Genomic DNA, 15,612 nt, shown 5'->3' on the forward strand with positions numbered 1-15,612 from the left:
CAGGGGACTCGACTCGGCAAGGGGTTCGGTGGAGCACAGGACGCTCCGGGGACCGGTGTCTGTAGCGCAGGTCACACCGGCGAGCCGACCGTAAGACCACTTTTGTACGGAGTCAACGAAAGACTGTTCAAGAAAGACAAAAGTACGACGAACGGCGGCATTCACAGTCCACAGTGGACTGGACTGCGCGCGCACGCCGAAGGGCCGACACCCGTGCGGTGCCGGCCCTCCGGGCCACCCGGTGTGGCCGCTACCTCACCGGGCGACCTCCTTCTCCGACTCCGGGATCCCTTGCAGCGCCAACAGGAGGTCGCGCACGTCGGTGGCGTCGATCCGGCCGGTGCGCTCGATCGCGTCCGGCACGCGCGGGTCGGAGCACAGCAGCACCGGGCCGTCGGCCGCGCGGTCGGGCAACCTGCCGTGCGTGCCGCGCACGCACGTCGGGTCGAGCGGCACGACGTTCATCGCGTAGCGGAGCCCGAGCTTCTTGCGCGCCAGGTTGAGACCGGCTTTGGCCTTGGCGAGGCGGTCGGCGGGGTCGAAGAACAGTTCGGCGGGGTCGTAGCCGGGTTTGCGGTGGATGTCGACGCCGCGGGCGAAGTCGGGGGCGTGGTCGTCGTCGGTCCAGTAGTAGTAGGTGAACCAGGCGTCGGGTTCGGCCACGGCGACGAGTTCGCCGGAGCGTTCGTGGTCGAGGTGGACGGTCGCCTGCGCCTCCCGGTCGAGCACCACGTCCACTCCCGGCAGTTCCGCCAGCACGGCCCTGGTGCGCGGCACGTCGGCCGGGTCGGCGACGTAGACGTGCGCGACCTGGTGGTCGGCCACCGCGAAGGCGCGGGACGTCCAGGGGTCCAGCAGTTCCATGCCGGCCTGGGTGTAGACCTCCAGCAGTCCGGCGGCGCGCAGCGCGCGGTTGATGTCGACCGGTCGGCGGGCGGCGGTGATGCCGTACTCCGACAAGGCCACGACGGTCGCGCCGGCCGCGTCGGCGTCGGCCAGCAGGGGCGCGAGTGCCGCGTCGACGTCGACCGCCGCGCGCACCGACTGCGGGGCGTCGGGCCCGTACCGCTGCAGGTCGTAGTCCAGGTGTGGGACGTAGACCAGCAGCAGGTCGGGTCGCTGCGCCCGCAGCACGCGTCGGGCCGCGCCCACGATCCACTCGCTGGACTTGAGCGCCGCGGTCGGTCCCCAGTACTGGAAGAGGGGGAACTCGCCCAGTTCGGCGACCAGCTCGTCGTGCAGCGCGGGCGGGCGCACGTAGGCGTCGGGCGACTTGCGGCCGTCGGCGTGGTAGATCGGCCGCGGGGTGACGGTGATGTCGGTGGACGCGCCCATGGCGTACCACCAGCAGATGTTGGCGGCGCGGTACCCGGGGTGGTGGCGGCGCGCGGTCTCCCACAGCTTCTCGCCCCGCACCAGGCGGTTGTGCTGGCGCCACAGGTGCACCTCGCCGAGGTCGCGGAAGTACCAGCCGTTGCCGACGATGCCGTGCCGGGCGGGGGTGAGGCCGGTCAGCAGCGTGGACTGGGCGCTGCACGTGACGGCGGGCAGCACGGTGCCCAGGTCGGCCTGCCACCCCCGCTGCCCGAGCGCGCGCAGGTTGGGCATGTGCGGCAGCAGCGCGGGTGTCATGCCGACGACGTCGACGACCACCAGCGGGTTCATCCGGGGTTCCCTTCGCCGAGGTGGTCCGCCGCCCACCGCAGTTCGGCGGCGATGCCCTCCGCGAGGTCGACGGCGTCCGAGCCGGGCAGGACGGTCCACGTGTAGGTCTCGACCTCGACGTGCGGCGTGGCGTCGGCGGTGGCGCGGACCGCGCCCATCGCGGCCAGGAGCACGTCGGTGGTGGAGGTGAGCGGCGCGGACGGCTGGGCGTGCAGCGGCACGTGGAAGTGCACCCGCCACGGGTGTCCGGCCGGCAGGGACGTCAACGCTTCGGGCAGGTCGTCGGCCGCGAGCACGCCGTCCGGGGTGTTCTCCCGGACCTGGTGCAGGTAGCGGGGTTCGGCGAACGCGGCGATGGCGTCCCGGCCCTCCGCCGAGCCGGGTTCGGCGACCTCCAGCGCCGCCGAGGCCTGCACCTTGACCACCGACAGCCCGGTCGCGTGGATCGACTTCACCGCCTCGACCGGGTCGGCGAAGGACACCGCGAGGTGGCAGGTGTCCAGGCACAGCCCGACGTGGTCGTGGTCGACCCGGTCCGCCAGCCACCCGACCGCGTCCGCCACGGTGTCCAGCACGCACCCCGGCTCCGGCTCCATCGCGAGCTTGATCGGTCGGCCGTGCCGGGACGCCTCGGCGCGCAGGAAGCCGGTCAGCTCGCCGAGCGCGGCTTGGGCCCGCGCGTCGTCCTCGCCGGTCCACGGCTCGCGCCAGGCCAGCGGCAACGTCGAGATGCTGCCGTGGTCCGCGGAGTCCGGCAGCAGGTCGGCCAGCACGGTGGCGCACTCCATCGTGTAGGCCAGGCGCCGGGGGTCGGTCCACGTCGGCAGGTAGACCGCGTGCTTGACCACCTCGTCGTGGAACCCGCCGTACGGGAAGGCGTTGAGCGTGCTCACGGTCAGGCCCCGGGCCCGCAGCTCCCCCGCCAGGCCGCGCCGGGCCGCCGGGTCGTCGGCGAGTCCCCGCGCGACCGGTTCGGCCAGCCACAACCCGAGGGCGAGCTCGTCCACCCCCAGCCGTTCGCGGACCGGCACGGCGTAGCGGTCGAGCTGGGCGACGACGCCGGCGAGGTCCTCGGCCGGGTGCACGTTGGTGCAGTAGGCCGGGATCACGAGCCACCGCGCAGGATCGAGTTGCCGGCGAACGTGCTCTCGGGCGCGGTGTCGTCCAGCATCAGCCGGCCGCTCTGCCCGTAGAACTCGACCGGGTTGCGCCACAGCACGCGGTCCACGTCGTCGTCGTCGAACCCGGCCGCCAGCATGGCCAGCCCGGTCTTGTGCGTCTTGAGCGGGTCCGAGCGGCCCCAGTCGGCGGCGGAGTTGACCAGCACCCGGTCCGGGCCGTACTCGCGCAGCAGTGCCACCATGCGGGTCTCGTCCATCTTCGTGTCCGGGTAGATGGAGAAGCCCATCCAGCACCCGGAATCGGCCACGGCGCGCACGGTGGTCTCGTTCAGGTGGTCCACGAGCACGCGTTCGGGTGCCAGCCCGGACTCGCGGACGAGGTCGAGCGTGCGGGCGGTGCCGGCGGCCTTGTCCCGGTGCGGTGTGTGCACCAGGGCGGGCAGCTCGTGCCGCACGGCCAGCTCCAACTGCCGGGCGAACGCCTCGTCCTCCTCCGGCGTCATCGAGTCGAAGCCGATCTCGCCCACCGCCACCACGCCGTCCTTGGCCAGGTAACGCGGCAGCACGTCCAGCACGGGCGTGCAGCGGGGGTCGTTGGCCTCCTTGGGGTTGAGCGCGATGGTGCAGTGGTGCCGGATGCCGAACTGCGCCGCCCGGAACCTCTCCCAGCCGATCAGCGCGTCGAAGTAGTCGGTGAACGACCCCACGTTCGTGCGCGGCTGGCCCAGCCAGAACGCGGGCTCGACCACCGCCCGCACGCCGGCCGCGCGCATCGCCTCGTAGTCGTCCGTGGTGCGGGAGGTCATGTGGATGTGCGGGTCGAAGATGCGCATCAGCTCTCGCTCCTCAGCAGTTCGAGCGCGTCGTCGGGCACCGCGCGTCCGGCGGCCCGCCGTTCGTCGGCGTACGCGGCGACCATGCGCAGCAGCTCCGCGTCCGCCCGTCGGTCGAGGTCGGCCACGGCGTCGACGGGGATGCCCAGGAACAGGCACTTGAGCACGCCGTGCCGCCAGGTGTGCGCGTCGAGGTGCTCGGCGGCGAACGGCCCCAGCGCCGCCGCGACGAGCCTGGTGTCGTTGCTGCGCAACGCGTCCTTCACCAGGTCCACACCGGTCCGGGGCACGGCGGCCCCGATGTCGGCGAGGGCGCGCAGGACGCCGCGCCGCTCGGCGTCGTCACCGTGGTGGTAGAGCGCGGACAGCTCCTCGGCCACCGCGTCCGGCTCGACGACCGCGGCGAACGCGGCCAGCAGCCGCGCGCGGGCCCGGTCGTCCACGGTGCCGTGCACCACCCCGAGCGGGTCGGCCTCGGCTCGCACCGGCGTGCGCCCGACCGAACGGCCCACGGCGGGGAACAGGGTGCGGATGGCCGTCGGGTCGGACCGCACGGACCGCACGGCCTGTGCCAGCCACGGGTGGGGTAACGCCGCACGCAAAGCGCTCATCGCCCGGCGTGCCACGTCCGGTGCGGCGTGGCTGTGCCGGGGCAGTTCGACGGCGGCGAGGCCGGTGTAGCCGATCTCGTCCAGCGCGGCGAGCGTGGCGGGCAGGTCGAGCCGGCCCTCACCGAACTCCAGGTGCTCGTGCACGCCAGGCAGCATGTCGTCCAGCTGCACGTTGAGCAGCAGATCACCCGCGCGACGAATGCACGACGCCGCGTCCACCGGCTCGACCGCCACGCAGTGGCCCACGTCCAACGTGACGCCCAAGAGGGCGGGCGACCCCAGCTCGTCGCGCAACCGCAGCGCCTGGTCCAAGCGCTCGACCAGCATGCCGGGCTCGGGCTCCAGCGCGAGCGGCACGCCGTGCCGGTCCGCGCCGTCCAGGACCGCCGTGACACCGGACCGCATCCGCTGCCACGCCTCGTCCTCGCCGACCCCGGGCGGCACGATGCCCGACCAGAACGAGACGCAGTCGGCCCCGAGCCCGGCCGCGATCTCCAGCGCCCGCACCAGGAAGTCGACCCGGACCGGCTGGTCGTCGCTCACCAGCGTCGGGTGGTGCTTGTGGCGCGGGTCGAGCAGGTACCGCGCGCCGGTCTCCACCACGGTGCTCAGCCCGAGTTCGGCGAGCCGCGCGGCGACGCGGTCGACCTGCCGCCCGACGTCGGGGGCGAACGGGTCCAGGTGGTGGTGGTCGAGCGTCAGCGCCACCCCGGTGTAGCCGAGGTCGGCGATCACGGCGAGCGCGTCGTCCAGCCGGTGGTTGGCGAAGCCGTTGGTGCCGTACCCGAGGCGGAACGTCATGTCGGACCCACTTTCCGGCTCAACGCGCGGGCGAGGGGCAGGACGAGCGCGACGGCGGCCGCGGCGGGCAGCGCACCGCTGCGGGCCAGCAGCGCGGACTGCAACGGCACCATGCCGTGGATGCCGGCCCTGGTCGCCGAGCGCACCGCGCCCGCACCGGGATCGCGCACGGCGGCGAGCTGCGCGCGTCCCACCGTGCCGGCGTACGCGGCGGCCCCCGCGAGCGCGCCCAGCCGGTGCCGCCAGGTCGGGACCGGGCGGGTGATCGCGGACACCGCGGTCGCGGCCGTGCCGCCGAGCACGGCCTTGGCGGTGCCGGGCGACGCGCCGCGGACCTCGCCGCGCGACAGCACCGTGACGCCGGCGGTGTGCGCGGCCATCGCGGCGGCGGCGGGCAGGGCGGTGCGGACCCGGTCCCGTCCCGCGCCCATCAGCACGTCGAGCGCACGGCACGCCGCCATCGCGAGCGGTCCGGCCGGCGTGTCCTTCAGGACGGTGTCGTAGGACCACACCGCGACGGCGAGCGGCGCGGCGACGGCGAGCGCGTCCCGGCCGCCGGCGGCTGCGGCGAGACCCAGACCGGTCGCGCTGAGGGCGGCGGCGGCGGTGAGCGCGGCACGGGGGCGGACCCGGCCGGACGGTATCGGGCGCTCGGGGCGTTCCACCGCGTCCAGCTCGCGGTCGGCCCAGTCGTTGAGCGCCATGCCCGACCAGTACAGCGCGACCGACGCCAACGGCAGGAGCAAGCGCTTGCCGCGCAGCGGTGCGCCGGCGGCGGCGGCGCCGACGAGGGTGTCACCGAGCACGGTCAGCGCCGCCGGCGCGCGGACCAGCTCCGCGTACGCCCTCACGCCAGCTCCTGCGCCCAGCGGTACAGCTCCCGGGTCTGCTCGGCGAACCGGTGCTCGTCGCTGCCCAGCGGGTCCTTGAAGAAGAACGCCAGCGCGCCCAGCGGTCCCGTCCGGCCGGCCGCGTGGGCGGCGGCGACCAGTCGGGTCAGGTCGAGCACCAGCGGCGCGGCGAGCGCGGAGTCGATGCCCGTCCAGGTCAGCTGCAACGACATGGGCACGCCCAGGAATCCCTCGAACGACACGTGGTCCCAGGCGGTCTTGCGCTCGCCCAGGTCCGGCACGTTGTCGATGTGCAGCGGGGCGGTGACGTCCTTGCCCAGCAACGCGTCCAGGCCGCGCGCCTTCGACGCGATCTTGCTCTGCGCGTGCGCCGGGTCCTCCAGCGTCGCGCCGTCGCCACCGCCGAGCAGGTTGGTCCCCGACCAGGACCGCACCCGCAGCGCCCGCGCGCCGAACATCGGCGCGAGCACGGTCCGCAGCAGTGTCTCCCCCGTCTTGCCGTCCCGACCCGCGTACGGCAGCCGTTCCCGGCGCGCGAGCTCGTCCAGCGCGGGCAGCGCGATGCCGGTGGACGGGGTGAAGTCGACGAACGGGCAGCCCGCGCGCAGCGCCGCGTACGCGGCCACCGAGCTGGGCGGCAGCACCGCGCGCTCCGGGTCGGCCAGCGCCCGTTCCAGCGCCGCGAGGTCGTCGTGCTCGGCCACGTCCGGGGCCGGCGGTTCGGTCGAGGACACGTTGACCACGACGACCCGCGCCAGGCCGTGCCGCTCGCGGAACCCGGTGATGTCGGCGGCCAGCCGCCGGGCCGCGTCCGCCTGGCTGCCCCGGTGGGTGACGGGGTGGTAGCCGGCGCGGATCTCGCCGTCGACCGCGCGCAGCCCGCCCGCGACGGCCTCGACCAGCCGGTGCGGCAGCACTCCGCCGTCGGCCAACCGCTCGGCGCGCTCGGGCAGCGCCGTGCCGACCACGTCGTGCCCGCCGACGACCAGGTCGTCCCAGCCCGGCAGCGGCACGCCGGCCAGCTCCGGCAGTTCGGTGACGCACCCGGTCGGTGGCGCCAAGCCCCGTCGCAACGCGAGCAACCCGGTGATGGCCGTCGTCGCGACCGATCCGCGTGCGCCGATCAGCCACAGCCCGGTGGGTACGTCCGCCATTGGCCGCCCTCCTCAACCCGCTCGGTCGGTGGTGGCCGCGGGCGCGGAACGGCCGTGGCCGGCTTGATCACCTCGGGTGGCCGCGGCACGCCCCGTCACGCAAGGTGTTAGGCGCATCACAGCCATGTGGCGAACGCTAAGGGGGCTAATGGCGGGTGTCAATCAAAAGTCCGCAGGGTTTCGGCGGCCAGCAGCCAGATGTCCGGCTTCCTCTGGTTCAATTGTCCGGTGAACGCTGACGTCCCGCTCCTGGGCTCGGCTTCGGCCGGGGACCTGCTGCGGCTGCTGCGCGACGGCGTACCCCGGACGCGCAACGAACTCACCGCGGTGACGGGTCTGGCCCGGTCGACGGTGCGGGCCAGGCTGGACACGCTGCTGGACGCGGGCCTGGTCAGCGACGGCGGCAACGAGGCGTCGACCGGCGGTCGACCGGCCGGGCGGTTCGTGTTCAACGCCCGCGCCCGGGTCGTGCTGGCCGCCGAGGTGGGCGCGACCCACGCCACGGTCGCGATCACCGACCTGACCGGCGCGCCGCTGGCGGTGCGCCGCCTGGAGCAGGACATCGCCGACGGCCCGGACGCCGTGCTGGCCGGGCTGGTCGCCACCTGGCGGTCGCTGCTCACCGAGGCCGAACTCGACTCGGTGCGGCCCGCGGGCGTCGGCATCGGGCTGCCGGGACCGGTCGAGCACTCGACCGGACGGCCCAACAACCCGCCGATCATGCCCGGCTGGGACGGCTACGACGTGCCCGCGCGCGTCGGCGCGGAGTTCGGCGTGCCGGTCCTGGTCGACAACGAGGTCAACCTGATGGCGCTCGGCGAGCACCGGACGTGCTTCCCCGACGCCGAGCACCTCATCGTGGTCAAGGTCGCCACCGGCATCGGTTCGGGTTTCATCAGCAACGGGATGCTGCACCGCGGCGCGGTGGGCGCGGCCGGCGACCTCGGCCACATCCTGGCCCCGAACGCGGGCGACGTGCCGTGCCGGTGCGGGAACACCGGCTGCCTGGAGGCCGTCGCCGGCGGGCCGGCCATCGCGGCGTCCCTGCGCGCCGGCGGCATCGAGGCGCACACGAGCGCGGACGTCGTCGCGCTGGTCCGGGCGGGCAACCCCGAGGCGGGCAAGGCCGTGCGGGAGGCGGGCCGCACGATCGGCGAGGTGCTCGCCACGTGCGTGAGCATGTTCAACCCCTCGCTGATCGTCGTGGGCGGCACGGTCGCGCTCGCCGGCGAGATGCTGCTCGCCGGCGTGCGGGAGGCGATCTACCGGCGTTCCCTGCCGCTGGCGACCGGGAAGCTGCGCATCGTGCCGTCCCAGGCGGGCGACGACGCCGGTGTCCTCGGCGCGGCGGCGATGGTGGTCGAGCACGTCCTGTCACCGGCCGTGGTGGACCGCGACCTGGCCTGATCCGGGCCGGTTCCCGACCGCGCCCGACCCACCGAGCTGGAGGTGCCGTGGTGTCACCCGACGCGGTCGACCGCGCCCGACCGGTGCGCGACGTGGTGGCGTGGAGTCGCGGTCTCGTGGAGCCGGCGCTCCGGGAGGCGGTCGACGCGCTGCCCGCTCCGCTGCGGCTCGTCGCCGGCTACCACCGGGGGTGGTGGGACGAGCGCGGCCACCGGACCGACGCGGCCGGCGGCAAGGCGATCCGGCCGGCCCTCGCCCTCCTGGCCGCCGAGGCGGTCGGCGGCACGGCCGGCGCCGCCGTGCCCGCCGCGGCGGCGGTGGAACTGGTGCACGACTTCACGTTGCTGCACGACGACGTCCTGGACGGCGACCGGACCCGGCGGCACCGTGCGGCGGCGTGGCACGTCTTCGGCCTGGACGCGGCGGTCCTGACGGGTGACGCCCTGCTGGCGGCGGCGTTCGACGTGCTGGCCGCGAGCGGGCACCCGGCCGCGCTCACCGGTGTGCGGGTGCTGAACGCGGCGGTGCGGGATCTCGTGGAGGGCGAGCACGCCGATCTCGCGTTCGAGCGCCAGCCGGACGTCGGGGTGGCCGAGTGCGTGGCGATGGTGGAGCGCAAGACGGGCGGCCTGCTGGCGGGCGCGTGCGCGTTGGGCGCCTCGTTCGGCGGCGCGGAAGCCGTCGTGGTGGCGGGGCTGCGGGACTTCGGCCTCCGGTTGGGTGTGGCGTACCAGCACGTCGACGACCTGTTGGGGATCTGGGGCGAGCCGGGCCGGACCGGCAAGCCGGTGCACGCGGACCTGCGGGCCCGCAAGAAGTCGTTGCCGGTGGTGGCCGCGCTGACCTCCGACACGCCCGCCGGACGCGAGCTGGCGGCGTTGTACCGGAAGCACCCGATCCCGTCCGACGCGCGCCGGGCAGCCGACCCCGCGGAGCCGGACCGGCTCGACCCGGCCGCCGACGCGGCCCGCGCCGCCGACCTGGTGGAGCGGGCCGGTGGCCGGGCGTGGAGCGAGCGGCAGGCCGAGTCGCTCCTGGCCGCGTCCCTGCGCCACCTGGGCTCGGTCGATCCCGTGCCGCGGGCCGCCGCCGAGCTGACCGCCCTGGCCCACGCGATCGTCCGCCGCGACCACTGACCGGCCGAGGGCGCGCCGCCGCCGGCACGCACGACGGGTGGCGCAGAACCGGGGCGACGTACCGGTCCACCCCGTCGCGTGGGCCCGCTTCGACGCCGTGCGGCCGACCCCGTCGATGACGACCTCGTGCCGCACGCTGACCGGCCCCACGTCGTGGTCGTGCGCCCCCGGCACGGTGTCGAGCAGTTCCGCGACGGCGGTGAGGGCGTGGACCGGCGCGCGAGCGGGTACAGCGGTCGGCGCGACGATCCACCCCGGTCACCGACAACGCGGCGGCCGGCAGGGGCATTCGCCTGTCCCATTCTTTCTCCTCGATCAATTCACGGTCCGACTTCTTGTCGACCGGCACGAGGTGTGCCGCGGCCGTGCGGCCGTGCGGATAGCCGAATGCGGGCGGCGACCATCGGGGGAACCCGCATTCACCGCGGTCGGAGGAGCCCGCCGGCGCACGGCCTCCCGATCCGGGTGCCACCCGATCCCCCACCCCGCGGCGATGCGTGACCCGATGCCGCCCGCCCCGAAACCCCACCCTCCACCCGCACCGGAACATCTCCGCAGGTAGAACCAGCGCATCGGCTGGCACCCGAGCAGTGACGCCACCCGACGCGAGCCGGCGAGGTTGCCCGGGGCGCAGAAGTCCGGTACGCGCGCACGCCCGCGACGGAACCGTTCCGGGACCGCCGGGATCGGCGTCGGAACCTGACAAGGACTGTCCGGTGCGTTAGGCCGATCGGCCCTTCACTTTTGTCTGGACCATGCATAAGTTGCAGATGGATGTTGCGAAAGACTGCCGAACTTCGCTGATCCACCGACCTGCCGACAACGACCTCCGACAGCCGTCCGCGCACTTGCGCGAGCGACGGCCCATTAAACGCGGGGAATCGGCGTTCCGCCCATTCCTGAATACGCACGCGCCCTGTTCAGCCGGCGCGCCGCTTCCGGACCGCTGCCGTCGACCCCGGATGGAGAACGATGGACGAGCACGCCCGACCCGGCTGGTTCACCCGGCTCGTGTCCCGCCGCACCGTGCTGGCCACCGGCACGGCGGGCCTGGCCGTGCCGGCCGCCCTGGCGCTGGGCCCGGTGGCGCCCCGGCACAGCGCCGCCGCGCAGTCGGGCGTGGTCAGGAAGATCACCCTGTACGCGGAGGCCCTGCCCGGCAACGAGTACGGCTACGGCCTCGCACCCGGCCGGGCCACGATCCCCGGCCCGACGCTGGAGATGTACGAGGGCGACACACTGGAGATCACGCTCGTCAACAACACCGACCGGCGGATGTCGATCCACCCGCACGGCGTGGACTACAGCGTCGACTCCGACGGCAGCCCCCTCAACGCCTCCTTCAACAACCCGGGCGAGACGCGCACGTACACCTGGCGCTCACGGGAGGTGGCCGCCACCGAGGGCAGGCGGCTGATGCCCGGCACGGCGGGCTACTGGCACTACCACGACCACGCCATGGGCACCGACCACGGCTCGCTGGGCATCGCGCGGGGGCTGTACGGCGCGCTGGTCGTGCGCCGGCGCGGCGACATCCTGCCGGACGAGCAGTTCACCGTGGTGTTCAACGAGATGACGGTGAACAACCGGGTCGCGCCGCACACGCCGCTGTTCGAGGCGAACCTCGGCCAACGGGTCGAGTGGATCGCGATCGGGCACGGCAACCAGTTCCACACCTTCCACCTGCACGCGCACCGGTGGGCCGACAACCGCACCGGGATGCTCGAAGGCCTGACCGACCCGAGCCGGGTGGTCGACACCAAGGACCTCAACCCCGGCGGTTCGTTCGGCTTCCAGGTGCTCGCGGGCGACGGCGTCGGTCCGGGCGCGTGGATGTACCACTGCCACGTGCAGAGCCACTCGGAGACCGGGATGTCCGGGATCTTCCTGGTGCGCAACGCCGACGGGAGCATGCCGCCCGGCGCGCAGGAGGCGATCGACCGGTTCCGCGGCCACGACCACGGCGCGACGTCCCCGGTCGGGGCGCACGCGCCGCACCAGCACCCGCCGACGCGATGACCTCGCGACGGGCGACGACGAAGGAGTCAGGGATGGGGCCGAGTACGTCTCCCGGCGGGAACCGCTCCAGGACGGCGCGGAGGGCGACGACCGCGCTGACCTCCGCACTGGTCGTGCTCGGCGGCTCGCTGACCGCCGCGACCGCCGACCCGGCGACGCCGGTTCCGGCGACCGCCGCCGCACCGGTGTCCGTACTGGTCTTCCACGGTCCGGCCGCCGAGCAGCAGGACCCGGTCACCCGCGCCACGCAGGCGTTCCGCGAGATCGGCGCGGCCAACGGCATCGGCGTCGACTCCTCCTCGGACCCGGCCGCGTTCACCGCGGACAACCTCGCGAAGTACCGGGGAGTGGTGTTCCTGTCCGCGGCGGGCGCACCGCTCGGCCGGGACCAGGAAGCGGTGCTGCGCGACTACGTCAAGGCCGGCGGCGGGTTCCTCGGCGTGGCCGACGCGGCGAAGGCGCAACCCGAGTCCTCCTGGTTCACCGGCCTCATCGGCACCCGCCCGGTCGGCACCACGGCCACCCCCGAGACGGTGAGCGCGGTGACGGCGAGCGCGGAGAACCCACCGAACGAGACCAAGGAGATGCTGGTCGACGGCAAGCCCGAGACCAAGTGGCTGGTCCGCAGCACGACGGCGTGGGCGGCCGTCAAGCTGCCCGCGGCCGCCGCGGTGAACCGCTACGCGCTCACCTCGGCCAACGACGCGCCCGGCCGCGACCCCAAGGACTGGACGGTGCAGGGTTCCGCGGACGGCACGACGTGGACCGACCTGGACCGCCGGACCGGCCAGGCGTTCGCGGAGCGCTTCCAGAGCCGCACGTTCACCATCGCCGAGCCCCGGTCGTTCCAGCACTACCGCCTGTCCGTCACGGCCAACTCCGGCGAACCGCTGACCCAGCTCGCCGACCTGCGCCTGTACGCGAGCGACCCCACGCCGATACCGGACCCGCAACCGCACCGGTCGGTGGTGAACCTGCTGGACCGGCAGCACCCGGCGAACGACGGCCTGCCGCTCAATCTCACCCGCACCGACCGCTGGTACAACTGGGAACCCAATCCCGTCGGCACCGTGCACACCGTCGCCCAGGTGGAGGAGCGGCACTACGACCCCGGTCCGGGCGCCAACGGCCCGTTCCACCCGGTGTCCTGGTGCCGCGACTACGACGGCGGCCGGTCCTTCTACACCGGCATGGGCCACACCGAGGACGGCTACGGCGAGCAGGCCTTCCGCAGCCACCTGACCGGCGCTCTCCAATGGACGACCGGCCTGGTGCGCGCCGACTGCCAGGCCACCATCGCGGCGAATTACGAGGTCGAACGGCTCACCGCGGCCAACCGGACCGGTCGGCTCGACCAGATCGGCGAGCCGCACGGCCTGACCGTCGCCCCGGACGGCACGGTGTTCTACGTCGGCAAGGCGGCCTGCCCGACCGGCCCGGTGGTCGAGTGGACCAACCCGGACGTCGGCCTGGGCTGCGGCACCATCCACCGGTTCGACCCGGCCACCAAGCAGGTGGAGCTGCTGGCCACGCTGCCGGTGATGGGCAACCGCGGCAGCGGCACCGAGCTGGTCAAGAACGAGGAGGGCCTGCTCGGCATCGTGCCCGACCCGGAGTTCACCGAGAACGGTCGGCTCTACGTCTACTGGATGCCGCACGACACCGTCGACCGGGAGAAGCGGACCGGCAAGCGAACCGTGTCGCGGCTGACCTACGACCACGCCACCCGGACCATCGACCTGGCGACCCGCAAGGACCTGCTCCAGTGGGAGGTGCAACAGCACAGCTGCTGCCACGCCGGCGGCGGCATGGCGTTCGACGCCAAGGGGAACCTCTACATCGGCTCCGGTGACAGCAACTCGTCCCTGGGCTCGCAGGGCTACTCCGGCAACAACTGGACCGCGGACTGGCAGGGACTGTCCTTCCAGGACGCCCGCCGCACCGCGGGCAACACCAACGACCTGAACGGCAAGATCATCCGCATCCACCCCGAGCCGGACGGCACCTACACCATCCCGCCGGGCAACCTGTTCCCGCCGGGCACCGAGAAGACCCGGCCGGAGATCTACGTGATGGGCGTGCGCAACATCTCGCGCCTCCAGATCGACCCGGTGACGCAGTGGCTGACCGCCGCCTGGGTCGGCCCCGACGCGACGCAGCCGAGCCCCGAGCTCGGCCCGGCCAAGTACGAGACGGCGACGATCATCACCGAGGCCGGCAACCACGGCTGGCCCTACTGCATGGGCGACAAGCAGCCCTACCGCGACCGCAGCGGCACCGACGCCACCGTGCTGACCGGCTGGTACGACTGCGACGCGCCGAAGAACCACTCCCCGCGCAACACCGGACTGGTCGACCTGCCGCCGGTGAAGGACAACATGATCTGGTACGCGCCGGGCGGTGGCGGCCCGGTCTTCCCCGCCCGCCCGGACGGCAGCGGCATCCCCACCTACAAGGCGGCCGACGCCACCTACACGCAGCCGTACCTGCGCGGCGGCGGCCAGGCGGTCATGACGGGCCCGACCTACCGCCGGGAGCTGGTCGACACCGCCAGTGGCGTCGCGTGGCCGGAGTACTGGGACGGCAAGTGGTTCATCGGCGACCAGTCCAACTCGGCCAACCGGGTCGCGGTGACCGTCGACCCGGCCGGCGTGCCGACGGCCGCTCCCCCGGCGTTCGCCGAGAGCCTGCGCGCGATCATCCCCGGCGGCCTGGGCGACGACCGGTTGCAGAGCTGGATGGACGCGAAGTTCGGCCGGGACGGCGCGCTGTACCTGCTCGACTACGGTGGTGGGTTCTTCAGCCTGCACGCCAACCAGAAGCTCATCCGGATCACCTACCGGGGCGGCGCGAAGACGCCGGAGCCCGCCGCCACGTCGGTCGCGGTGCAGGGCAAGCCGCTGACCGTCGCCTTCACCGGCTCGAAGTCCGGTGGTGCGGCGCACCGCTGGGACTTCGGCGACGGCACGTCGTCCACCGAGGCCGACCCGCGGCACACCTACGACCGCGTCGGCCGGTACCAGGCCGAGCTCACCGTCACCTACGCCGACGGCGAGACGCGGGTCGTGCCGCTCACCGTGGACGTCGGCTGCGCGGTCCCGGACGGCCGGGGAACGGTGTGGCTCGGCGAGGCCGACACGGGCGTGACCAACAAGCCGGTCGGCGGCGGCTGCACGGTCAACGACCTCGTCGACGACGAGAGCCCGTGGGTCGACCACGGCACGTTCGTCCGGCACGTCACCGAGGTCGCCGACGAGTTGCGGCGCGACGGCGTGCTGACCGCCCGCGAGAACACCGCGCTGGCACGGGCGGCCGCGGGCTCCGACATCGGCACGGCGGGCAACACCGGGTACGAACCGATCTTCGACGGCACCGCGGCGTCGCTGCGGGGTTGGGTCCAGGCACCCTCGGGGTCGTTCTCGATCCAGCCGGACGGCGCGCTGCGCTCGTCGGGCGGGCTGGGCATGCTGTGGTACGCGGGCAAGCAGTTCGGCGACTTCTCGGTGAAGCTCCGGTTCCGCGACGCGTCACCGGACGGCGTGCGCGCCAACAGCGGCGTGTTCACCAGGTTCCCCGACCCGCGCACCCCCGTGGACCAACGCCCGCCGGGCAGCTGCGGGACCGTCGGGTCGGCGCGGACGTCGGCGGCGTGGGTGGCCATCTACTGCGGGCATGAGATCCAGATCTACGACGGCGGGACCGGCGAGCCGCAGAAGACCGGGTCGGTCTACAACTTCGACCCGGTCGGCCTGCCGCCCTCCGGCGCGCCCGCCAAGGGCGGTTGGCACGACTACGAGATCCGGGTCGTCGGGCAGCACTACACGATCACCCGCGACGGCGTGGTGGTCAACGAGTTCGACAACGCGCCGGGCAGGCAGTCGTCGCGCCCGGGCGACCCGCCGACCGACCTGCGCCAGTTCAGCCAGGGCTTCCTCGGCCTGCAGAACCACGGCGCGTCCGACGTGATCGATTTCCGCGACATCCGGGTGCGGTCGCTCTAGCCGCGTCCGGCCG

10 protein-coding genes are annotated in these 15,612 nt (G+C 73.7%); 4 read left to right on the plus strand and 6 right to left on the minus strand.

Annotated elements, in window-relative coordinates; all coding sequences use genetic code 11:
* Positions 1–255: 255 nt before the first annotated feature.
* Genes FHX81_RS07915 through FHX81_RS07940 form a run of 6 tightly spaced genes read right to left on the minus strand, consistent with a single transcriptional unit; the run spans position 256 to position 7,036 of the window.
* Positions 256–1,665 carry an alkaline phosphatase family protein gene (locus tag FHX81_RS07915; RefSeq protein WP_141976504.1) on the minus strand — a complete coding sequence of 470 codons (1,410 nt, stop codon included), beginning with the start codon at positions 1,663–1,665 and terminating at the stop codon, positions 256–258.
* Entirely contained in the window at positions 1,662–2,771 is a 1,110-nt protein-coding gene (eboE, locus tag FHX81_RS07920; protein WP_141983803.1) for a metabolite traffic protein EboE, read from the minus strand. The genes FHX81_RS07915 and eboE overlap by 4 nt, the downstream gene beginning before the upstream one ends.
* Positions 2,771–3,619, minus strand: a complete 849-nt coding sequence (locus tag FHX81_RS07925; protein ID WP_141976506.1) for a TatD family hydrolase — start codon at positions 3,617–3,619, stop codon at positions 2,771–2,773. The genes eboE and FHX81_RS07925 overlap by 1 nt, the downstream gene beginning before the upstream one ends.
* Entirely contained in the window at positions 3,619–5,031 is a 1,413-nt protein-coding gene (locus FHX81_RS07930) for an EboA domain-containing protein (protein ID WP_141976508.1), read from the minus strand. Before FHX81_RS07930 ends, FHX81_RS07925 begins: the two co-directional genes overlap by 1 nt.
* A complete protein-coding gene (locus FHX81_RS07935) occupies positions 5,028–5,882 on the minus strand; it encodes an SCO3242 family prenyltransferase (protein ID WP_141976510.1) in 855 nt (284 codons plus the stop codon). The genes FHX81_RS07930 and FHX81_RS07935 overlap by 4 nt, the downstream gene beginning before the upstream one ends.
* Positions 5,879–7,036 (minus strand): inositol-3-phosphate synthase, encoded by a 1,158-nt coding sequence (locus FHX81_RS07940; protein ID WP_141976512.1) that lies wholly within the window; start codon positions 7,034–7,036, stop codon positions 5,879–5,881. Before FHX81_RS07940 ends, FHX81_RS07935 begins: the two co-directional genes overlap by 4 nt.
* Before the next feature lie 228 nt (positions 7,037–7,264).
* On the opposite strand from FHX81_RS07940, the gene FHX81_RS07945 reads away from it, so the two are divergent.
* From FHX81_RS07945 to FHX81_RS07960, 4 genes are all read left to right on the plus strand, one after another.
* The gene (locus FHX81_RS07945; RefSeq protein ID WP_246107686.1) at positions 7,265–8,443 is read left to right on the plus strand and encodes an ROK family transcriptional regulator; all 1,179 of its coding nucleotides are present in this window, start codon (positions 7,265–7,267) and stop codon (positions 8,441–8,443) included.
* A gap of 47 nt (positions 8,444–8,490) precedes the next feature.
* Entirely contained in the window at positions 8,491–9,579 is a 1,089-nt protein-coding gene (locus FHX81_RS07950) for a polyprenyl synthetase family protein (RefSeq protein ID WP_425473807.1), read from the plus strand.
* Positions 9,580–10,551: 972 nt separating this feature from the next.
* Entirely contained in the window at positions 10,552–11,598 is a 1,047-nt protein-coding gene (locus tag FHX81_RS07955; RefSeq protein ID WP_141976518.1) for a multicopper oxidase domain-containing protein, read from the plus strand.
* A gap of 32 nt (positions 11,599–11,630) precedes the next feature.
* Positions 11,631–15,599, plus strand: coding sequence for a ThuA domain-containing protein (locus tag FHX81_RS07960; protein ID WP_141976520.1), 3,969 nt, complete (start codon positions 11,631–11,633; stop codon positions 15,597–15,599).
* Positions 15,600–15,612 lie beyond the last annotated feature (13 nt).

Origin of the sequence: Saccharothrix saharensis, from assembly GCF_006716745.1 — a bacterium.
Taxonomy (GTDB): domain Bacteria; phylum Actinomycetota; class Actinomycetes; order Mycobacteriales; family Pseudonocardiaceae; genus Actinosynnema; species Actinosynnema saharense.